General features: G+C 35.8%; 20 protein-coding genes. 17 read left to right on the forward strand and 3 right to left on the reverse strand.

Annotation, left to right across the window (positions count from 1 at the left end):
* Positions 1-7: 7 nt before the first annotated feature.
* The 5 genes from B2R82_RS18080 to B2R82_RS18100 are packed head-to-tail and all read left to right on the forward strand — an operon-like array spanning position 8 to position 5,731.
* The gene (locus tag B2R82_RS18080; RefSeq protein WP_286926266.1) at positions 8-2,830 is read left to right on the forward strand and encodes a M14 family metallopeptidase; all 2,823 of its coding nucleotides are present in this window, start codon (positions 8-10) and stop codon (positions 2,828-2,830) included.
* Between the two features lie 9 nt (positions 2,831-2,839).
* Complete coding sequence (locus tag B2R82_RS18085) at positions 2,840-3,454, forward strand: pyroglutamyl-peptidase I (RefSeq protein ID WP_283871740.1); 615 nt, start codon at positions 2,840-2,842, stop codon at positions 3,452-3,454.
* Entirely contained in the window at positions 3,438-4,142 is a 705-nt protein-coding gene (pxpB, locus tag B2R82_RS18090; RefSeq protein WP_286926267.1) for a 5-oxoprolinase subunit PxpB, read from the forward strand. The genes B2R82_RS18085 and pxpB overlap by 17 nt, the downstream gene beginning before the upstream one ends.
* A gap of 3 nt (positions 4,143-4,145) precedes the next feature.
* Positions 4,146-5,015 carry a biotin-dependent carboxyltransferase family protein gene (locus tag B2R82_RS18095; RefSeq protein WP_286926268.1) on the forward strand — a complete coding sequence of 290 codons (870 nt, stop codon included), beginning with the start codon at positions 4,146-4,148 and terminating at the stop codon, positions 5,013-5,015.
* A complete protein-coding gene (locus B2R82_RS18100) occupies positions 5,006-5,731 on the forward strand; it encodes a 5-oxoprolinase subunit PxpA (protein WP_286926269.1) in 726 nt (241 codons plus the stop codon). The genes B2R82_RS18095 and B2R82_RS18100 overlap by 10 nt, the downstream gene beginning before the upstream one ends.
* 61 nt (positions 5,732-5,792) lie before the next feature.
* Here B2R82_RS18100 and B2R82_RS18105 read toward each other — a convergent pair whose 3' ends face one another.
* On the reverse strand, positions 5,793-6,113 hold the full coding sequence (locus B2R82_RS18105; protein WP_286926270.1) for a DUF4183 domain-containing protein: 321 nt from the start codon (positions 6,111-6,113) through the stop codon (positions 5,793-5,795).
* A gap of 26 nt (positions 6,114-6,139) precedes the next feature.
* Positions 6,140-6,568 carry a DUF4183 domain-containing protein gene (locus tag B2R82_RS18110; RefSeq protein ID WP_286926271.1) on the reverse strand — a complete coding sequence of 143 codons (429 nt, stop codon included), beginning with the start codon at positions 6,566-6,568 and terminating at the stop codon, positions 6,140-6,142.
* A 427-nt stretch (positions 6,569-6,995) separates the two neighbouring features.
* Between B2R82_RS18110 and B2R82_RS18115 the strand changes: the two genes are divergently transcribed.
* From B2R82_RS18115 to B2R82_RS18130, 4 genes are all read left to right on the forward strand, one after another.
* On the forward strand, positions 6,996-10,607 hold the full coding sequence (locus B2R82_RS18115; RefSeq protein WP_286926272.1) for a dynamin family protein: 3,612 nt from the start codon (positions 6,996-6,998) through the stop codon (positions 10,605-10,607).
* A 10-nt stretch (positions 10,608-10,617) separates the two neighbouring features.
* Positions 10,618-11,427, forward strand: a complete 810-nt coding sequence (locus B2R82_RS18120) for a sulfurtransferase (RefSeq protein WP_286926273.1) — start codon at positions 10,618-10,620, stop codon at positions 11,425-11,427.
* Between the two features lie 623 nt (positions 11,428-12,050).
* Positions 12,051-12,647, forward strand: a complete 597-nt coding sequence (locus tag B2R82_RS18125; protein ID WP_286926274.1) for a hypothetical protein — start codon at positions 12,051-12,053, stop codon at positions 12,645-12,647.
* A 162-nt stretch (positions 12,648-12,809) separates the two neighbouring features.
* On the forward strand, positions 12,810-13,031 hold the full coding sequence (locus B2R82_RS18130; protein WP_286926275.1) for a hypothetical protein: 222 nt from the start codon (positions 12,810-12,812) through the stop codon (positions 13,029-13,031).
* 533 nt (positions 13,032-13,564) lie between these two features.
* On the opposite strand, the gene B2R82_RS18135 is transcribed toward B2R82_RS18130, so the two are convergent.
* Positions 13,565-14,242: a DUF2642 domain-containing protein gene (locus tag B2R82_RS18135; protein ID WP_286926276.1), complete on the reverse strand. Its 678-nt coding sequence runs from the start codon at positions 14,240-14,242 to the stop codon at positions 13,565-13,567.
* Between the two features lie 973 nt (positions 14,243-15,215).
* Between B2R82_RS18135 and B2R82_RS18140 the strand changes: the two genes are divergently transcribed.
* From B2R82_RS18140 to B2R82_RS18175, 8 genes are all read left to right on the forward strand, one after another.
* The gene (locus tag B2R82_RS18140) at positions 15,216-16,559 is read left to right on the forward strand and encodes an arsenic transporter (protein WP_286926277.1); all 1,344 of its coding nucleotides are present in this window, start codon (positions 15,216-15,218) and stop codon (positions 16,557-16,559) included.
* Between the two features lie 719 nt (positions 16,560-17,278).
* Entirely contained in the window at positions 17,279-17,797 is a 519-nt protein-coding gene (locus B2R82_RS18145) for a sigma-70 family RNA polymerase sigma factor (RefSeq protein ID WP_286926278.1), read from the forward strand.
* A gap of 17 nt (positions 17,798-17,814) precedes the next feature.
* On the forward strand, positions 17,815-18,906 hold the full coding sequence (locus B2R82_RS18150; RefSeq protein ID WP_286926279.1) for a hypothetical protein: 1,092 nt from the start codon (positions 17,815-17,817) through the stop codon (positions 18,904-18,906).
* Positions 18,899-19,447 (forward strand): hypothetical protein, encoded by a 549-nt coding sequence (locus B2R82_RS18155; RefSeq protein WP_286926280.1) that lies wholly within the window; start codon positions 18,899-18,901, stop codon positions 19,445-19,447. Before B2R82_RS18150 ends, B2R82_RS18155 begins: the two co-directional genes overlap by 8 nt.
* 62 nt (positions 19,448-19,509) lie before the next feature.
* On the forward strand, positions 19,510-20,352 hold the full coding sequence (locus B2R82_RS18160; RefSeq protein WP_286926281.1) for an MBL fold metallo-hydrolase: 843 nt from the start codon (positions 19,510-19,512) through the stop codon (positions 20,350-20,352).
* 63 nt (positions 20,353-20,415) lie between these two features.
* On the forward strand, positions 20,416-20,610 hold the full coding sequence (locus tag B2R82_RS18165; protein WP_286926282.1) for a hypothetical protein: 195 nt from the start codon (positions 20,416-20,418) through the stop codon (positions 20,608-20,610).
* Positions 20,607-20,960: an IS66 family insertion sequence element accessory protein TnpB gene (gene tnpB, locus B2R82_RS18170; protein ID WP_286926283.1), complete on the forward strand. Its 354-nt coding sequence runs from the start codon at positions 20,607-20,609 to the stop codon at positions 20,958-20,960. The genes B2R82_RS18165 and tnpB overlap by 4 nt, the downstream gene beginning before the upstream one ends.
* 112 nt (positions 20,961-21,072) lie before the next feature.
* Positions 21,073-21,378 (forward strand): transposase domain-containing protein (locus tag B2R82_RS18175; protein WP_422655561.1); only part of this gene is annotated, 306 nt, incomplete at its 3' end.

Consider the following 21,378-nt stretch of genomic DNA (forward strand, 5'->3'; position numbering starts at 1 on the left):
TGATCATGTGAATACTACTATATATTCTAGTTTATTTAATAAGGACCAACCCTTAAAAAAACCATCTTTATATATAGATTTACCTACACACCTTGCACCATTAGGGTTAATTGATTTTTGTGTACGATTAGGCTTAGAATCCAATGAAATTGATTTTGATTTATTTGAATCAGCCAATCAAAACTATTCAATGATATTTTATCCGCATCATACAACATACATGATGAAAAAGAATTCTACTTTCATTGTTTATTATGAAACAGAGGAAACATTATCAGACTTGCTAAGGGATTTAGCCAGTGAAGGTATTACGAATAGTAATGAAACAGCATCATCTACCTACTATAATAGCTTATGTCACCTTTGGTCATCCTATGGTACAGGTGAAAAGGATGAAGCACATCCCTTACAGCATTTAAGCGTACAAATTAATGTACAGCTAGACATTAAGAGCCATGCTACGTTAAAAGAAATTTGTTATCTTGGACTTCGCTTAGGTTTGCATTCAACTTCGGTTTCATTTCCTGTAGTGACTCAGGATGAACGTCATTTAGCGATCGCCATTAAGCATGGAACGAAAAATAGGATGGAGCTTGTTGATCGAAATACAATTCATATTTTGGGAACGAAAGAAAGTCTACCAACTACTCTTCATTCGATTGCTAAAGAAAAGCATTTTTCCGAAGGTGGTTTACTTGGTATTTGGGAATTCAATGAAAAACAAGTTAATGAAGCGCAACTTTTATATGAAGAATCATGGCAAGACCAATCCGAAGCATCGTATATAATTAGTGCACTTCAAGAAGAAAAAGAACTATTAGTAGATGCAGAAATTTATATGACTGCAACAAAGGACAATCGCGATCGATATGGTTTAGATTTGTCTAAAAAATTTCCTAAATTAAAGTCGATTAAAGTGCGCTCTGCATTTAAAACAGGATTATATTGGATTTTAGAGGAAGTTCTCCCTTCTGTTCAAAATCCCTTTACACAGGTGAAAATTATTTGCAAGGATGGCAGTAAGAAAAAAGGATTAGAACAACGGAATAGATGGATCATGGAACTGTATCCAATTGATGAATTAATCGAATTACAGTATGGAGTACCAAAAGAAAATGTGCAATTTGAAATTTCATGTACACAACAGCATGTTTATAGCGTTTATGTAGATGATTTATTAGTGGCTGTACTAAATCCCCTTATTAGCGAATTAGATTACGTCGATAACAATAAAAAAACATACCCAACAACAGCAGGCTATCGATTATTTAAAGATGAGGATATTATTCAAGAAAAAGCCGTGTTGTCTGATCGGGAGCGTTTTTATAAATATTATATTAATGATTATTTACCACGTATGGAGAAAAAATTATCAATTGATAAAAGTAATGTCAACCAAGGACAACTCTTTCCATTATTTGATAGAATTGAAATTGATTTTACTTCTTCGGGAATTGAAGAAGAGCTACCTGTTAAACAAGAAGCTAACTCATCATTCGAGGCATTGTATGAAGATTTATATTTTAATACTCTCGATTACTTTATTACATTAGGTAATCAAATGGTTAATCGACCATTTAAAGCACCTGGAGGAGTTATTCCATATATTCATAGGCAGGAAGATATTTATGACCCTATTTATAGTTTTGTAAAGGTGTATCAATGGCATGAAAGAGAATGCACAGACTGCATAACTAAGCGAATTGTTTTTGATGAAACTGGTCAATTTGATCGTGCAGATATTTATGTAGGAACTACGCACAAAGTAGTCACTGTGAAGCAGCAATTAAAAAATAAAATAATTGATGCTTATCAATTAACGAGCAATTACAAAAATTTTCCTGAAGTTAAGATAAATTATGCCGATTTATCCTATAAAGGGAATTTGATTCCTTTTTTTGAAGTTACAGAACCTATTACAAGTGAATATTTCTCTGGATTAAAGAAATCGAATGAAAAGCATACTATTATTTTTGAAGCTGGACATCATCCTAATGAAGTATCTAGTACACCCGCTATATTAGAGTTAATGGAGGATGTTATACGTCAGCAGCCTGAGCTATTAAAGAAAATTAATTTTATCGTCATTCCTCTAGCAAACCCAGATGGCTATGAGATTATGAAAATGTTGACAAAAGAGCATCCAAAATGGAAGCATCATGCTGCGAGATATAATGCAGTAGGGTTAGAATTTGCTCATGTGAAATTTCAAAAAAGTGTATTTGGAGAGGCCAATATTTTACCAATTATACTAAAAAAATGGGCACCGGATGTTGTGATTGACGATCATGGAATTCCTGCACGAGAATGGGTACAGCCTTTTGCAGGATATGCTTGCCCACCGATATTTCCTGTCTCCTACACGTTACCAAGCGCAAAGATATATGGAATTGGTCGCTATGCAGATAGTGAGACAAAGGAGATTCAGGCTAAAAATTTAGAGCATATAGCTGAAAAAGTGAATGCTATTTTTGAAGGGACAACCTTCGCTCAAGATAATGCCTACTGGCGCGATCGATATTATAAATATGGTACGAAATGGGAACCTCAAAAGTATCCGATTGAAGAAATGGCTAATATAAATTTTTACCGAAGCATGGAAGTGACACCAACATATTCATCTGTTAGTATTTTGCGTTACCCTCAATGGGTGGCACTAGATATAATTTCTGAAGTGGCAGATGAAATTGTATACGATGAGGAATTAAATTCATGTATTCAGGCTCATAAGCTTTTCAATCAAGCTATTATTCAAGCTATAGTATCTGCACCAGTGAATAAAAAAAATAAAAATGGATGGCCAATAAAGCAACGTCCTATAGAAATTTAGGTGAATAACATGACAAAAATACTATTAACAGGATTTGTACCATTTCTTGATTATAAAATTAATCCAACCATGCAAATTGTAGAAGCACTAAGTAACAAAGAGATGCATGGTTACGAAATAGTTGGACGTATATTGTCGGTAGATTTTCAGCAATCTGCTGATCAATTGAAACAGTATATTGATGAAGTAAAACCACAGATGATCATTTCTTTAGGATTAGCTGGTGGACGGTATAAAATTACACCTGAACGAATTGCCATTAATGTAAAAGATGGTGAGCCAGATAATAACGGATATACACCAGTTGATGAAAGTATTTATGAGAATGGCGCAGATGCCTATCTAACAAATTTACCTATTCGCAATATGGTGAATCGTTTACAAAAAGAGGGCTTTCCAGCAGAAATCTCAAATACAGCAGGTACCTATCTATGCAATAATATTATGTATGAGGGACTAGCTTATGCAAAACAGAATGAAGGGGTTAAAGCGGGATTCATCCATATTCCTGCATCTTTTGAATTGGCAATCCAACATGGTAAAATACCAGGTTGGAATATCCAGGATTTAATAACATGCATTAAACTCTGTATTGAGGAGACAATTCGTGCAGCGAAAAATTGATTTTCCTCATACTATGTGGATTAGCCAACACACAATTCGTTTTGCTTTTAGGGAGGAAATATCACAAGAAAATTTTCAGGCAGTCCAACAATTCAACCGTTTTTTGAAAAAACATCTACAACAAAACCTTATTGAAAGTGTCGCTAGCTATCATACGGTTACAGCCTATCTTAAGCAAACGAAAGATTCGATAGATATTAATTTTTTACAAAAGCAATGGCTTATCATGCAAGTTGCTACTAAAGATAATGAAGTAATAAGTCGCAAATTGCAAATTCCGATTTGCTATGATGAGGAATTTGCTTTGGATATGGATTGTGTGATGAATTATACAGGTTTATCGTTTGAGGACATAAAAAAAATACACATGTCTAAATCATATAGTGTCTATTTAATTGGATTTTTACCCGGATTTCCTTATTTAGGGGATTTAGACAAAGCGTTGTTTGTGCCACGTTTAAGAAAGCCACGTAGCTCTGTATCCGCAAGCTCTGTTGGAATAGGCGGCTTACAGACAGGGATTTATCCACTTGATTCTCCAGGGGGATGGAATATTATAGGTAAGACTCCTCTCAATTTATTTGATATACATGGGAAAGAAATTTTTATTTTTTCTCTAGGAGATCAAGTCCAATTTTATGAGATAACAAAACAGGAGTTTTATGAAATAAAAGGTAAAGGAGTGTAGCAATTGAAGCCACTTCTTATAGTAAAAAAGCAGGGTGTATATGGAAGTCTGCAAGACAAAGGGAGATATGGCTATCGTGAGTATGGTATTCCTCTTTCTGGACCTATGGATAAAGTGTCCTTCCAAGCAGCGCAAAATATTTTAAATAACGAAAAAAACCAAACGACATTTGAAATGTTTATAGGCGGTTTTGAATTTGAAGCGATCGATGATGGAATCTATGTCTTGACTGGGGCCAAATGTAGGTGTTTATTGAATGGTGTCCCAATCGAAATGTGGAAAACCTTTCAATTAACGAAGGGAGATGTTTTGTCCATAAAAAGTGTAAGTGACGGATCTGTTGTCTACCTTACACCTAAAGGGGGATTTAAAATAGAACCAATACTTGGCAGTAGTTCATGCTTTCCACTTGTAGGTGAAGCTATTAATGAAGGTAGTATTCTATATGGAAAGAACGCAGGAACATTACATTATACTAGAGGACTTTATGCTCCTTTCCGTCCCATATTTGAATCCGACATTACTGTAAGAATCTTTAAAGGTCCTCATTTTGAGCTATTTACAGAAGAGAGTCAACAACAATTCTTGCAGGTTGCCTTTCAGTTTTCGGGTGGGAATCGAATGGGCTATTATTTAAAAGGTTCGATACTTAAGCTTAAAAAAATAAAAGATATCTTTTCAGAGGCCACACAGTTTGGAACAATTCAGGTGCCACAAAATGGTGAGCCTATTATCTTAATGGCAGATGCCCAGACAGTAGGTGGGTATCCAATCATTGCCACAATTCATGAGGAGGATTTACATAAAGTTGCCCAGATGCGCATGTTTAATACGATAAAATTTGTACTAATGGAGGAAGATGTATGTCCATAGATATAAATTGTGATATGGGAGAAAGTAATGATGTTTTAAAAGATCAAGCAATTTTAGACTATGTTACGTCCATTAATATCGCTTGCGGCTACCATGCTGGTAATCATACAATCATGCATCAGACAGTACGAAACGCTATCCGTAAAAATGTTCATATTGGTGCACATCCTGGATATCCTGATGTCAAGGGCTTTGGTCGACGAGATATGGATTTTAGTGCAGAAGAAATCTACAATATGGTTGTCTATCAAGTAGGGGCTTTGCAAGCATTTGTTTCAGTTGAAAAGGGTTCACTCCATCATGTGAAGCCACATGGAGCGCTCTATAATCAGAGTGCAAATAATATTGAAAAGGCAACCGCAATTGTCAATGCTATCTATGATGTAAATCCAACCTTTATTGTATATTGCTTATCTGGAAGTAAAATGGTAGAAATAGCGAAGAATAAGGGCTTACAAGTTTATGAGGAGGTTTTTTCTGACCGTAATTATAATGATGATGGTACATTAGTAAGTAGACAAGAATCGAATGCATTGATTCAAACAGAAGCTGAAATGCTTGAACATGTCAAAGGAATTTTGATGTCGAACGAAGTGATGTCAGTACAACAAAAGAAAATCAACATTTCTGCTCAAACTTTATGTATACATGGAGACGGCCCATATGCTTTGGATTATGCAAAAAAAATCTATGAGTTAAAATGTCAGATCAAATAACTATAAAAGTGGATGCCCTAAAAACCTATATTTTTAGAGCATCCATTTTTAGTTAAGGAAATTAAATAACCGTTACTAATTCAACAGCTTCAATAATAATTGGAGTTCCAGCAGAAATAGCGCCTGTAACAGTATTAAACGTTAATTCTGTTGCAGAAACTGTATAAGAGTCACCTTCCTGAAGTACACCATTAATATATAAATTATAGTATCCATTTGTTACGATTGGAAAAGTAGTTGCCGCACTACCGCTATCATTTAAAAATGAAGTAGCGGCAATAGTTGTTCCATCTACAATTGCTAATGGTGTAGCTAAAATATTAAAAAATCGTGTTGAAGTGCCTGAAACATTCACATTGATATTAATAATGGAAAGCGCCACGTCTATTCACCTCCTTCCAAAGGATATTAGGTCGTTTGGTTTATAAAACCGAGAGATTCGATGATAATAGGCGTTCCCCTATAGATGGTTGCATTATCAGCATTTAGGACTAAGGAGGCTGGGGTTATAGTATAAATCCCGCCCTCTTGCATGACACCATTAATAAAAAGATTGACGTACCCATTTGGTTGAAAAATTGTAAATGCAGTTACTTGGTTTCCATTATCGTCCCAAAATAGATTAGCGTTTATTGTAGTTCCATTTGTCAGATGAATATCAGCTGTAACAATATAAAAATATCTATTCACTATTGGAAGAATCGTTCCACTAGGAATAATGACTGGAGGTGTAATGGAAGACGCTGTACTAGCTTTTATTCGGGGCCATACAAATCGATCTTCACAGCCACATTCACATGTTTGTTCAATTTTCTGGTAATTCCCATTGTTGACCATATGTTAATCCCTTCATTTAGTTATTGATGCCCCTATATCTACTATTCTGGTTTAGTTCACACAGCAAAAATAGAAGTGCTTGAAATCATTACATTCCCTTTAAAATATGAAATAAATTCTAAGTGTTTTAGTTAAGCATCCTAATATCGTTGGTTAAACATGCCTGTGTTGACGAATATTACGTCTGAAACCTTGATATATATGCTTTTTAAAGTAAATTAGTGTTATACTTTGCTTGTCGAATAAGGTAGAATACTAAATATGAATAATTTATCTTCATGACGAACACCATTGAATGAAGATCAAGCCTCTGGCGGATGTCGTAGACTTTAAATGAAGTGTTTTGTGCTCTCACAATTCAAAACCGGACGGCATTGTTGAAAGCGCCAAGGCGAAATTGATTAAAAATAAAGGGGATATTGGTTTTATGAATGATTTTGATCAGCAATTGGAGGGGCTGTTAAAACAAGCAGCGTTACAATACATAATATATCAGCATAATGGCGATACAGAGCGTATGGATAAAACCTCACTTTTTGCACGAAAATTACAGCAAAAAGAGTATGTTATTGGATTTGCAGGCCATTTCTCTGCAGGAAAGTCGAGTATGATTAATGCACTTTCTGGTGAAAATTTACTTGCATCTAGCCCGATTCCAACGAGCGCTAATATAGTAAAGGTCCATAAATCAGAGGAAGATTATGCGATTGTCTATATGCACAATGAAAAGCCTGTCAAGTTTGAAGCAGGCTATGATTTTAAAACTGTGAAAGAACTAAGTAAAAATGGGGATCTAGTATCTCAAATTGAAATCGGGCACAGTGCATCGACATTACCATTCGGTGTCACAGTGATGGATACACCAGGAGTGGACTCCACAGATGATGCACACCGTATGTCTACAGAGTCAGCTCTTCATATTGCTGATATCGTATTTTATACAATGGACTACAATCACGTGCAATCTGAATTAAATTTCCAATTTACAAAGCAGTTGATGAAGTACAATCCAAATGTTTATTTAATCGTTAATATGATTGATAAGCATAAGGAAAATGAATTAAGCTTTGAGGAATTTAAAGCTACTGTCCATCAATCATTTGCCGCTTGGGGAGTTATTCCTAAAGGTGTGTTTTTCACTTCTTTAAGAGAGCCTGAGCACCCTCATAATGATTTTGAGGCTGTGAAGAAAATTGTGATGGATAGTATGAATGATTGGCAGGATCAGCTTGTACTAACTGCAACAAATACACTGCGTTTATTACAAAGCGAGCATGACACTTATTTAATGGAGGAAAGACAGGATCGTTTAGAAATAGATGAAGATGTATTAAGTGCGGATGACTGGGCAAACCATAAGGACATTTTAGAGCAATATAATAAGCTTAACCGTCAAGTGGAGTTGTTTTCCGTAGAGGCATGGAACGAGACATTTGAAGAGGAGCGTAAGGAGTTACTTGCAAATGCAGCCATTATGCCTGCCGATTTACGAGATAAATTACGTTTGTATTTAGAGAGCCAGCAGGAAGGTTTTAAGGTAGGTGGCTTATTTACGGCTAAGAAAAAAACGGAAGAAGAACGTAACCGCCGTAAAGAAGATGCCTATAGTGCCTATCAAAATGTAGCACATGCACAAATTACAGGCCATTTAAGGGGCTTAATGAAAAAGGTTTTAAAGGATGTTGGTGCACTAAATGAAGAGCGAGCTTCAGCAATTGATGCCTATACATTTGCTCTACCATTTTCACTGATTGAACAGCAGGTGCAAGTAGGTGCTTTATTAACAGGAGATGCCGTATTAAACTTTGCTAATCGTGTAGCGGAGGCAACAAAGCGCTACTTTATTCAAGAATCGGATCAATGGAAGGATGCACAAGCAACATTATTAGAGTCCGTAGCAACAGAAACAGCGGCACCATCTAAATTAAAAATGGCAGGAATGCAGGCAAAGGTAAATGCTATTCAGGCTGTGCTTGAAATTGAAGGCTACCAGCAATATAGTGCAAGTGTTATGCACCAGGCGAGCAATGAAATTCGTAAGCAAGCGAATCAGCAACTGATAAACTGGGACAACGCATTCAAGCAGGATTTAGCAGAAATTCGATTATTCGATGAAACGATGCTGAAGCCAAAAGAGCAAGCTGTTCAACAAGAAGAGGTACAGCAAGCTGTGAGTGCAACAAGTCTTCCAATTGAAGGTGTTATTAAACGAGCTTTGCATACAGCGAACGCCGTAAAAGAGGTTCAGGGCTTTGCCGAAGTAGCAAGTTACTTAGAGAATAAGGTAGAGCGATTGCAAAAGAAAGATTTTACCATCGCATTGTTTGGCGCATTTAGTGCAGGGAAATCCTCATTCTCGAATGCCTTAATGGGTGCAAAGGTTTTACCGGTTTCACCAAACCCTACAACAGCGGCCATTAATAAAATACGTCCTGTAACTCCAGACCATCCACATGAAACAGCTGATGTACAGCTAAAAAATGCTGAGCAAATGCTAGAGGATATTAAAGGCTCCTATGCAGCAATCGGACTTTCTGTTTCCTCATTAGAAGAAGCATTTAACCGTGCGGATGAAGGACTTGCTGTGCAGCTTTCTGATGAGCGTTTAAATGTCCATAAATCATTTATTCGTGCATATAAAGAAGGGTTCCCAACATTTAAATCTGAGCTTGGCAAAGTGTTACGTGTTAACCGAGAAGAGTTTGAAAAATTTGTTGCGCAAGAAAACAAATCATGTTTTGTTGATAATATTGATTTTTATTATGATAGTCCACTAACACGCATGGGTGTTACACTAGTTGATACACCTGGAGCTGACTCTATTAATGCACGTCATACAGGTGTTGCATTTGAGTATATCCGAAATGCTGATGCAATCTTGTTTATTACTTATTATAATCATGCCTTTGCAAAAGCAGACCGTGAATTTTTAATTCAGCTTGGTCGTGTAAAAGATGCATTCGAGCTAGATAAGATGTTCTTTATTGTTAATGCCATAGATTTGGCAACAACAGAGGAAGAACAAGAGGATGTAAAGGGCTATGTGCGTTCAGAATTGCAGCGCTTTGGTATACGCTTCCCTCGACTTTACGGTGTTTCCAGTTTGTTGGCGTTAAAGGAAAAAGTTGAAGAAGCTGAATTATCCTCTGGTATGCCACCATTTGAGGACGCTTTCTATACCTTTTTAAATGATGAGTTAAGTGCATTAGCGGTGCAGGCACTTGCAGAGGAAGTTGATAAAACGGAGCAACGTTTGGGTGATTTAATTGCGCAAACTGAGGAAAACTTAAAGCGCAAGGATGAACGTTTAGAGGAATTAACAACACTTGAACAGCATATCAAATCCAAGTTCAATACACTTAATACAAGTATGGTAGAAAGTGAAACGAAGCAAGAGCTGGACGAATTATTATACTATGTTCTACAACGCGTATACTATCGTTATCCAGAGTTCTTTAAAGAAGGCTATAATCCCTCAACATTTGCAGCAATGCCAGCACAGCAAGCATTGGAGCATGCTTTAAAGGAAGTATTACAAAGCTTACGATTTGATTTCACACAAGAAATGCGTGTTACGAACTTCCGTTTATCACAATTTATCAGTAAGAAGATGCAATTGCGCTTTAAGGACGAAGTACGTGAGTTAAAAGAATTAAACCGTAGCTTCTCGTTTTTAGCCTTTGAGGCAGCTGAGCCAGATTTACTTGATTTTGAGGGGCCGTTTACTGATAATGCAAAATATTCAAGCGTAAAAACGCACTTCCGTAATGCTAAAGCATTTTTTGAGAAAAATGAAAAGGTGAAATTAAGTGAGGCGCTAGAGGCCTTAACAAAGCCAGATGCACAAAATTATCTGGATGCCCAGAAAGTATCATTAATGACATGGGCCATTTCCTACATTGCTGAGGAAGCGGAGAGATTACGTCTGCATATTTACCATCAGGCACTTGAGCAAATTGCTACAGAAAGACTTGTACTGCAAGAAGAAAGTCGATTGGCTTCTTGGAAAACGATTTACGCGCAACTACAATACGCATGAGGTGATTCGTATGGGGAAAGTATTTAAATCAGTAGAGGAAATTCCATTTGAGGGTGTTCGTTTTGTAGATGCTCGCTTTGATTTACAAGATAATGAAGCAGGAAGAAAAGCATTTGATGAAGGGCATGCCCCAGGTGCTATTTATATTCACCTTGAGCAGGATTTATCGGATATGGAGTCTGATAATGGCCGTCATCCAATGCCAAACAAAGAAAAGCTATCAGCCGTTTTTCAAGGATTAGGATTAAGCTATGATGATCAGATTATCGTATATGATCAAGGGGCTGCACCTTTTGCAGCAAGAGCATGGTGGATGCTAACATACGCTGGTTTTCCAAATGTAGTCATTGCCAATGGAGGTGCACCAGCCCTTGAAAAAAAGATAACCTTCACCAAGGATATTATTAAATACCCGCCAACTACGATTGAGTTTGACTGGCAGGAAGAACGCTATGCGCCACGTGAAGCAGTAAAAGCGATTGTAGATGGAGAGATAGAGGCAACATTATTGGATGCTCGTGCAGCAGCTCGTTATCGGGGAGAGGTGGAGCCGTTAGATAAAGTAGCAGGACATATACCAACGGCTAAAAACTTTGACTGGGAGCAATTGAAATCAGAAGGTCAATTGCAGGCTAATGATAGCCTTCGAAGTATAGTGTCACCTGACGAGCATGTTGTGGTCTATTGTGGAAGTGGCGTGACGGCATCTCCTTTATATGCTGTCCTAGCTGATGAAGGCTACGAAAATATTCAATTATATGTTGGAAGCTATAGTGATTGGATTACCCAATATGATATCGAGAAGGGTACAAATGAATAGATGATGGAAAAAGCGCTCACGATGGTGGGCGTTTTTTTATGTAGATTTATCTTCATTCAGCAAATGTTTTTTGTATCGAAAGCATAGCGGCAGATGTTTTATGCGCGTAAGCGAAGCGATAGGAACAACAACACACGATTAAGGAACCATATTGGCGCAAAATCTCCAGTGGATGTCATGGATTTTCAAAGGAATGAATAAAAGGATGTTAGCCTACCATCTTCGCATCCTGCAAAAGCGGCTAACTGACCTGCATCGTGAGCCTAGGCACAATTCAAAATCCGAATGCAATTACACTGGGACATAATTGATAGAGGGTTGAAAGTGATGGGTAGATGATGTAAAGAACAGAATAGTGAAATTTAAAATTAGGCTGAATAATAAAATGCTGTTTTTTAAAGGGGTGTATAGCATTATTTTATCCGTTACTCAATTACTATTGTTTGCTGCACATTTCTTCAAAGAAATTATGCGATACATCTGAATAGACGTGACTTTAATATATAGAAAAAGAGATACATGACGATGAAAAGTATATTTTTACCTAAATAGGCATTTTGCATAGGTCCATTACTCAAGTACACATATAGATAACAAGACAATACCATTAGGAGGCTAAAAGAATGAATAAAAATCTTCTACTTACGTTAATGAATAAGGTTATAAGGGTGGATCGGGGGGGACCTGAATCACGTATAGGGAAGTTAATGGCTGCTGAAGACGATCATTTTGTATTATTAACAGAAAAAGATGGGATTGTTTATTACAAAACACAGCACATTAAAAGCATTACTCTTAATTCAAGAGATGGGATGGAATTTAGTGTTGAAGATCCAGCCACAGATTCATACTTACTTGCACCTGATTTTAAAACAGTAGTAAGTAGCCTACGACACCATTGGGTTAAAGTAAATCGTGGTGGTCCAGAAATGTTAGAAGGAATAATGGATGAAGTTTCGGACGATTATATTACAATCTTTTCTAAAGAAGAAATTATTCGTCTAGCAATGTATCATGTTCGAAATATTAGTTTAGGAACAACTAGTGAAAAAAATGATGCAGAAAAGAAAGAACAAGGAAAGACTAATGAAAATAACAAAAATGAGGCAAATGATAGCGATGAAAGTTCTAATAATAAGACAGAAAACAAAGATGTGCAAAATAATGAAAAGGCGGTGAATAACAGAGGAAGAAATGTGAGGAATAATAGAAGAAGGTAATGATTTTGTATAATAAATTATTTATATGATGTAATAGGCGAAACAATATTGAGTTTTCAATGTTTATTAATTTGGTTGTCGGATTTAGTTACCTGAGTATTTTGAAAATTTACGTGAATCCCCATAATCAGTTAAAGCTATCACACTGAGCTTGCTGATCTGGTGATTAAGATTGAAAGTAAACGTGTGCTTTCAAGCTTAATCACCAGGGAAATGGGGACTTTAGTAGTTTTTTCATTGCTCCGTTTTAAACGCTATTATTTAATTGTAGGTGGAGCTCGTTGTATTAATGGACAAGTTGATTTTTCCAATATCTTGCATTTTGAAGTGTTTCAAAACCTTTGTGTGGTAAATCTGATCGGTATTCAAATGGCCGAAACATAACCTCTAAGTAAAGGTTATCTTTACTCACACATGACGAACTTTGAATGCCCAACTCCTATAGCGAACCTAGCTTTCGCTAATCATGTACCGTTCTAATTGGTTTCTTGGATTAGATTCTAGATTTAACGGCTACTCATTTTTCCACGGCATCCTCCCTAATGCCTTTTTAAGCAGTAGTAATGTAGCATCCTCCACAAGCCTTATCCTTCTTCTTTTTCAATTGCTTTTCCTTCATTTGGCTATGCTTCAAACCGCAATACTCCGCCACCCTTAGCTCTTTCATCACGAATTAAAAACTTGTTTTGTTAGTCCATTTATCACTATTTTGACAATTGCCCTTTTACGACATCTATCAAACAGAGGGAAATTAGATAAAGGGAACGAAAAAACAATAGCTCTACTCATGACAAAGTCATTATTGACATCATGTCCTACATTAAAAATTGTGGTTTACTTAGCAACAAAGATAGTCTTTTTAAAACATACTCATAAAAAGAGACTTAGAAGAATCTACTTTTCTGAGTACATAAATCTTACACTTGATGAACAGTTTGAATATGAGAAAGGTTAAAATAAATGGAATCAGATTTCCCATTTTGTATCTCAATAATTTGATCTTTCACACTAATTACTCTACCTATATGGGAATATTCTTTTCCAAGATTTAATACAACAAGTTGATTTCTGAGTTGGTCAATTTGGGACTCGAATGTATTGTTTAGTGATTGATTCTTAATAGGCAAAAGACTTGAAAACTCATTTTTACTTAGTCCATAAGGAAACTGATCCTTTGAATATGGAATGAGCCATTTCAAATGTTTTGTTAAAATGAACATTGTTTTGTAAATGGGAGACTCAAATACAAAATAATCATTCATAACAGACGCTATAACCCCATGTAGCGCATGGTTTCTTGTTACCAAAATCTCCACATGTACCCCTTTTGCATGTGAAAGTATATTTGTAAGGGTTAGGTCATTATTAGATACTTGAGAAGTAAATATCGGTCTTTCTGAAGGTTCCTGAACGTTATCTTCATTGTCATAATCTATTTCTAAAGTTTGAATATGATTGATGGGTAAATAGACAAACATTTTTCCATCATAAATCACAATAATATCACTACTCGAATCAATCACTGAACCTTTCAGTATTTTTCCGCCTGAGAGACCAATTACAACAATTTCTTTACTTAGATTTCGCAATAACATAATCAAATTTACCTCGCTTTCTATTCAATACTCAAACTATCACCAAAAACTAACTGAATAAGTTAACCATTAAGCTAACTGAGATGACTAAAATGTTACCCCCCATTTTGGCTTTTCCATACTTTTTTAAATAAACATCAACATTATTGTTGCAAGGAGCTATAAGTATCAATAATGTACCTGATGCCTCCTTCATTTACATTTGCGAGACATTTCAACTTGTAAAAATCTACATTCATAATCGCAACGTACATCATCTTGGTTAGAAATTAGTCCAATGAATATTTTACAATCAACACAACACAACTTATTCATGTCAAATTGCTTTTATGTCGATATTTTTTGAAGAACTTCACTGTGCTAAAAGCGCATCGTAAATTTACATTCATGCTTTGGTGCATTTGTAGATCCGATTAATGTCTGAAGCTTGCTTATAAAAACACAAAAGGTACCTAGCTGAAACCTTGTACTTGTTACTTTTGATTTATTTTTCGGAAAATTAGAAAATTATGTAATAAATTATAACGATAAAATACTTTTGAGGTATTTAATACTTCTTTTTGCCGTCCGGTGATACAAAAGATTACTATGGTAATTAAAATTTTTATATGATTTTACTCTTGTTTTTTATACATATTTCGACAAAGCGAAGCGATAGCAACTCGGTTTTAACTGTGCGAAAGCGACAGCAACAACAGCACACGACTGAGTAAGCAACATCATGTTGCTGCCGCTACGTTAGCACTACGCTTTCGCACAAAAAACATCATTCTTTTCAATATACTATTTTAATATTTGGATAATTTAGTATAAAAATTAGAGAAAATAGGTGTAAAACCAAGAGAACTTTGATTTTTTACATATTTATATTACGACAGCATCACTAACCTAATGAATGAGAGGTAAGGACCTAATATAGACTTACAACAAATTTTTACAGAATTAAATAAAATTTCATGAAGGTGAAATTACTATGCAAATATTAGATATAATAACATTGATTACATTTTTAGTTACTCTTGGTTTCATTTTTTGGAGACCAAGAAATATGAATGAAGCTATTCCTGCCTTGGTCGGTGCAATTATTGTAATTCTTTGTGGAAGTGTAACCATGACAGATCTCTTCACAATTATAAAAACTATCAGTGATGCTGCGATTACCATTATGGCTACAATTGTCATGGCAATTGTATTAGAAAGCTTTGGGTTCTTTAACTGGGTTGCAGAGCTACTTGCTGAAAAAGCAAATGGATCTGGTATTCGATTATTCTGGTATGTCAATCTCCTATGCTTTCTCATGACACTCTTCGTTAATAATGACGGTAGCATTTTAATCGCAATACCAATATTAATTATGTTATTAAACAATATGGGATTAGAAAATCACCAAAAGATTCCATATTTACTTTCCGGAGGATTAATTGCAACAGCATCCAGTGCTCCAATCGGGGTAAGTAACATCGTAAATCTAATTGCATTAAAAATTGTCGATATGAGCTTGTATTCACATACTGCGATGATGTTTGTTCCTGCAACACTCGGTTTATTACTACTAGTTGGCTTACTGTTTTTATATTTCAAAAAGAATATACCTAAAACTGTTCCTACAAATGTAACTGGGATGTCACTTCCTTCCTATCATCCACTTAAACAAATTGCTTTAGGAGATTCGAAGCAAAAGCGTACTAGGTTCATGCTATTCGTACTTCTATTTGTACTTGGCGTTAGGCTGAGTCTGTTCTTCGCATCGTTTTTAGGAATTCCAATTTCCGTTATGGCAGTAATTGGATCCCTTGTTCTTTTAGGATGGAGATGGGCTTATTTGAAAATACCTCCAGGTGATATGCTGAAAAAAACACCATGGTATATTATCGTTTTTGCATTTGGTATGTATGTCATTATCTATGGTCTCAATAATATTGGCTTAACGGAATGGTTAATTAAATTTATGCGTCCGCTGGTTTCCGAAAACCTACTCAATACAAGTGTCTTAATGGGTGTTCTACTCTCAGTACTATCCAATATTTTTAATAACCATCCAGCGCTTATGGTTGGAACTATTACGTTAACCAATATGGGGCTTGATCCTATTTCCCTGAAAGTTGCTTATTTAGCAAATATTATCGGAAGTGATATAGGTGCACTGTTACTTCCTATGGGTACCCTTGCAACACTAATGTGGATGCACATCATAAGGAAAGGTAAGGTAAAAATTACATTGTGGGAATACATTAAAGTTACTATCATCGTTATTCCACCCACAGTCATCTTTACGTTAGTCATTTTATATTATTGGGTAACATGGCTCTTTTATTAATGAGACCTAGATTTATTATTGATTATCCGAGAAAATTGTTCTAACATAATGACAGTTTATTTATTAATAATCAAAGATAAATCAGTTATTAATTGAGAGAAATAACCATTTTAATTTGTAAACCAACGAGTACTTTAGAATCAGCTTTTAAAGCTTTTACAATTGTAGTAAAAAGGTGACTTTTTAATCATGCATTAGGTGCTGTGAGAGTCTGCGGTTTTTGTAGACTCTCTTCTACAGGGCTTCAACTCACTCTATACCATAGACTGCTGTCTTTTTTATGGTAAAGATTTTTTTTCAGTTAGTCATCTTCATTAAATTATTTTTAAGAAGATGTTCTCAAAATACCATGATTTGTTACCCAGGTATAACAATACAAATGAGGAAAAGATGCTTTCGCAAGTTCTTCAAAATCTTTAAGGATTTTTATGAAGACTTTAATCAACTCACACATTCTTATCCACACGCTTGCCTAGCTTTTATTGGCCCCCTTCAGCCCCAAGAAAGCTTTATATGCAATATTCTGCATTATACAAAATTGGAGGCTATATTCTAAAACATTGATACATCAACGGTTCATCCGTCTTCTATGTTCACTTTGCACCCATTCCATATTTTCTAAAATTGAATATCTAAGAAAAAACATAATGTTTGAAAAAAATTATTTTTGAAAGCCAAATTCCATCTATGCAGGTCTAATAGATAGAGGAGGTGAGCAAGTGCAGGAAATTCTCATACAACGAGCGAAAAAGGGCGATGCTGAGGCGTTCGCACAGCTATTTTCACAGTTTGAAATTGATTTATATAAAATGGCCTATGTATACGTGGGCAATGAGGTAGATGCTCTGGATGTCGTGCAGGAGGTAGCTTACCGAAGTTTTAAATACATACATTCTTTGCAAAGTTCGTTTCATATAAAAACTTGGTTGATAAGGATTGCTATTAATTGTGCAACAGATTTACTAAAAAAACGGGGACAATTCCTGCCATATGAAATGGAGGAACTAGAGCAAGGTGAAGAGCCGCATGAGGAGCTTCCTCAAAGATGGGTGATGGAGGATATCATAACAAGGCTTTCAAAAGAGGAAAAAGACGTGATATTACTTCGATTTTACAATGATTATACATTACTTCAAGTGTCGCAGGCTTTGCAGCTAAAATTAGGAACTACAAAAACGATCTTGTATCGTGCATTAAAAAAACTAAAACAAGCGCTGGAACAGGAGGGGCAAGAATGAGCGATTTTAAAAAGCAGATGGATCAAATTGATATTCCCAAATCGTTGCATAAGCGTAGTCTACAAGGAATCGAACAGGCAAGGAAAGAGCAGCAAAAGTCCCAGCGTTGGCTACCAAAAATAATAACGATTGCAGTGACACTTGCCGCAGGAGGCTTTATTGCATTGAGCATAGGGCAGGGGGGGACAAATAATCATCAGGGGGCAAGTACAACTTTGGTTCAAGAGCAATTTTCTTCCTATATATATTGGGGAATTGCTATTTTATGTATATCGATAATATTGTTAATAACTAAAAGAAAAATAGAATCAGGATCTGATAAAGTAAAAACGCTTGGCGTTGCAGCAGTATTGATTTTATTACTCGGAAATAGTGCACTATTTTTACAACATCAGTTAGTTAACCCTTTAGTTATTCCAACATCAATAGAGGTAAATAAAGATGAACAAAATGGTTTTGAGATACGTTATATAACGAATCATAATGACCATCGCTATGTAAAATTTCTACAGGCTGATGATGTAATCCTACCAATAGCTTATTTTACATCAAAGCAAGACAATCTTATTAATGGATTTTATTATCCATACGATACCTACCAATCATTACGTTATCAGTATATTCGTGACGCATATTTTCAAGCCGATTTATCAGAGATTGAAAAAATTATGGCAAGTAAGGATGTATATCTTATTCTAAGTGATGATGCAAAAATAAAGGCTCCCCTTTCTCTAAATATTTATCAAAATGACAAGGAGGTACCTCATCAAAGTTTTCGTGCTTCTAGAGACCAAGATGAGCATGTGATTTCCTTTATACTTGAGCAGGATGCTGTATTTGATGATTTTTATGTTCCATCTTTTTTAGAAAACCGAGTTATTTTGAAAGAATTTAAGATTAATAATCAATCTTTTACTTCGGAAGATTTTCCAATTTCATTGAAAAAAGGTCAGCGTATTGAACTGTTTATTCAGTTTAAGAACTCTCCTTTTGATATGAATGCTTCAGTAGGTTTAAGTGGGCCAGATGGTTACTTAATAACTAAAGTATTTTCCCAAATCTACTTTACAGAAAGTATGGTGAAAAAGGTGCGTGAAATGAATGAATGAAACAAAGGAACATGTTAAACTTTTACAATGGTTTGCCATAGCTTTATTTTTACAATTGCTTTACCTCAATAGTTTTAAGTATATCAATATTCTTCAAGATATATTGGTTTATGGAGCATATTTAAAGAGTCTTTCATATTGTAAAAAGGTTACACCAATTAAAAAATACATTGTTATAGCTATAGTTTTAGCATTAGTAAGTAATATTTTTTCCTTACAGCTGTTGTTCAATTGGAGTACTGTTTTCATTGCAGGGATAGATTTACTGATTATTATGGAGTTTGGCAAAATATTAGTTTCTTTAGAACAGCGCTATGATGCTCATGGCCCTACTGCCCGTGTGCTAAAAAAATATGTCATAGTTGTATTTGCTGTTATTGTAGGTTGGACAATGTTAAGCAATTTACCAAGAGACTGGCAGATAGGATTGTTGGTGCTAGGGGCATTTCTTTTATTTGTGGTGAATATCCGTCTATTCTTCCATGTTTTATCTTTAAGAAAGCATGTAAAGAAAAAATCCTTTGTTGTTACATATATGTAAAAATGACTGACCATTCATTTTGTGTTACACTCTTTTTACAGAAAGCCAAAGGGGGAAAATGGATGTTTAAACGAGAGAAAAGTATAGAAATTCAACAGAATCAGGATGTTCAATGTGCGCAAGGTAAAGTTGCAGTACAGGGCATCGGCATGAGCGTTTATAGTTTTTTCGTGGATGGTTTACTTATTGATGCAGGCTCGTACTCACTATCACAGGAATTTCAATCCTTCTTTTCAGAGATACCCATTGAGCAATTAGCATTAACACATTCCCATGAGGATCATGCAGGGAATGCAGCATGGATTCAGCAGTATAAGAAGGCCCCTATTTTCGTTCATCGTGATTCCGTGCAAATTTGTGCCGAAGATGGAGAGTATCCACTTTATCGTCAGGCACTATGGGGAGAACGACCTGCGTTTGTTGCTCAACCACTAGGTGACTCCTTACAATCAAGATCAGCAATATGGGATGTCATTGAAACTCCTGGGCATACAACCGATCATGTTTCGTTTTACAATCGAGAAACCGGCGCCATGTTCACAGGTGATTTATTTATACAGACAAAAACCAAGGTTGTTCTGGATGAAGAAAACATTGTACATACCTTGGCATCATTAAAGAAGCTATTAAACTATGATTTCGAGGCAATATATTGCTGCCATGCAGGCTATATTGCGGATGGCCGATCGAAAATCCTAAATAAAATCGCTTATTTAGAGGAGATAGAAGGGCGAGTTAAGCAACTATTTAATCAAGGTTATACAGTGGAAGAAATCACTAAATCTATCTTCCCTCGCGAATATCCAATTACAAAAGTATCTGGGGAGCAATGGTCTTCCAAGCATATCATTACCGCTTTTATTCAGCAGTTTAAGCAAGAGTCCTGTAAGCCCGCAATCAAATAACGCATATAAATAACCAGGCACCTCCGGTACGATAAATGTATCAATTAGAGGAGGTGCTTCTTTATGTCAACTACCAAACTAACAATTGTCCCAGTGACACTAGATCCGATCACTGACAACTCTTCATCAACAACTTCACGACAAAACTCTCCTGAGCCGAGCTGCATCATTAAAACAACTAGTGCTGAAATTTCCTTCTTTAATGGCGTAGATGAGCGCATCATCCAAACGATTCTGAAGGAGTTGAATAATCAATGAAGCAAGATTTTACGAGCGTGCAGAACATCTACATTATTTGCGGTAAGACTGATATGCGTAAAGGTATTGACGGTCTCGCAACACTCATCCAGGATGCTTTTAAACTGGATCCATATAGTGATTCCATCTTCTTATTTTCTGGAACGAGTAAAGACCGTTATAAATGTTTGTATTTTGATGGAGATGGCTTCGCCATACTTTATAAACGATTAGATAATGGCAAACTGCAATGGCCAAAAGATGAAAAGGAAGTACGTAACCTTTCACAAAAGGAACTTCGCTGGCTTTTAGAAGGTTTATCGCTTCAGCAGCCAAAAGCAATTACGAAATCTACAAAAGGTGTCTTTTAAACCCACCTATTAAGATGGTATAATCATCAAATAACTTAAACTGAACGGAAATGTGGTGAATGATTTGACGAACGTTCCTAATCGAGAAAATCAAAATGAACGATTAATTCGAATGCTTGAGCAACAATTAGCTCAGTCAAATCGACAAATCGAAGCATTGACTGAACAAGTTCGCCAATTAACCAAGGCTTTATATGGTTCAAAATCGGAAAAATCAAAGTATCAAGCACCAGACGGACAAGGCTCTTTATTCGATGACGATCCGTCTTTTAACGAATCTGAGCAGACAGAAGAACAAAGCACGCCAACTGTTACGTATATCGTTGAGCGTAAACTACATAAGAAAAAACGGAATGATTCTTTTCATGATGGGATTGAAATAGAAGAAATTCACCATCATCCCACCAATACACAATGC

The sequence above is a fragment of the Lysinibacillus sp. UBA6686 genome (assembly GCF_002455205.1).
Taxonomy (GTDB): Bacteria; Bacillota; Bacilli; order Bacillales_A; family Planococcaceae; genus Lysinibacillus; species Lysinibacillus pakistanensis.

Coding starts and splice junctions, on each gene's coding strand:
- B2R82_RS18085 (WP_283871740.1), top strand. CDS start 2,840: ATGACAAAAATACTATTAACAGGATTTGTACCATTTCTTGATTATAAA.
- B2R82_RS18100 (WP_286926269.1), top strand. CDS start 5,006: ATGTCCATAGATATAAATTGTGATATGGGAGAAAGTAATGATGTTTTA.
- B2R82_RS18110 (WP_286926271.1), bottom strand. CDS start 6,568: ATGGTCAACAATGGGAATTACCAGAAAATTGAACAAACATGTGAATGT.
- B2R82_RS18115 (WP_286926272.1), top strand. CDS start 6,996: ATGAATGATTTTGATCAGCAATTGGAGGGGCTGTTAAAACAAGCAGCG.
- B2R82_RS18120 (WP_286926273.1), top strand. CDS start 10,618: ATGGGGAAAGTATTTAAATCAGTAGAGGAAATTCCATTTGAGGGTGTT.
- B2R82_RS18125 (WP_286926274.1), top strand. CDS start 12,051: ATGAATAAAAATCTTCTACTTACGTTAATGAATAAGGTTATAAGGGTG.
- B2R82_RS18135 (WP_286926276.1), bottom strand. CDS start 14,242: ATGTTATTGCGAAATCTAAGTAAAGAAATTGTTGTAATTGGTCTCTCA.
- B2R82_RS18140 (WP_286926277.1), top strand. CDS start 15,216: ATGCAAATATTAGATATAATAACATTGATTACATTTTTAGTTACTCTT.
- B2R82_RS18150 (WP_286926279.1), top strand. CDS start 17,815: ATGGATCAAATTGATATTCCCAAATCGTTGCATAAGCGTAGTCTACAA.
- B2R82_RS18155 (WP_286926280.1), top strand. CDS start 18,899: ATGAATGAAACAAAGGAACATGTTAAACTTTTACAATGGTTTGCCATA.
- B2R82_RS18160 (WP_286926281.1), top strand. CDS start 19,510: ATGTTTAAACGAGAGAAAAGTATAGAAATTCAACAGAATCAGGATGTT.
- B2R82_RS18165 (WP_286926282.1), top strand. CDS start 20,416: ATGTCAACTACCAAACTAACAATTGTCCCAGTGACACTAGATCCGATC.
- tnpB (WP_286926283.1), top strand. CDS start 20,607: ATGAAGCAAGATTTTACGAGCGTGCAGAACATCTACATTATTTGCGGT.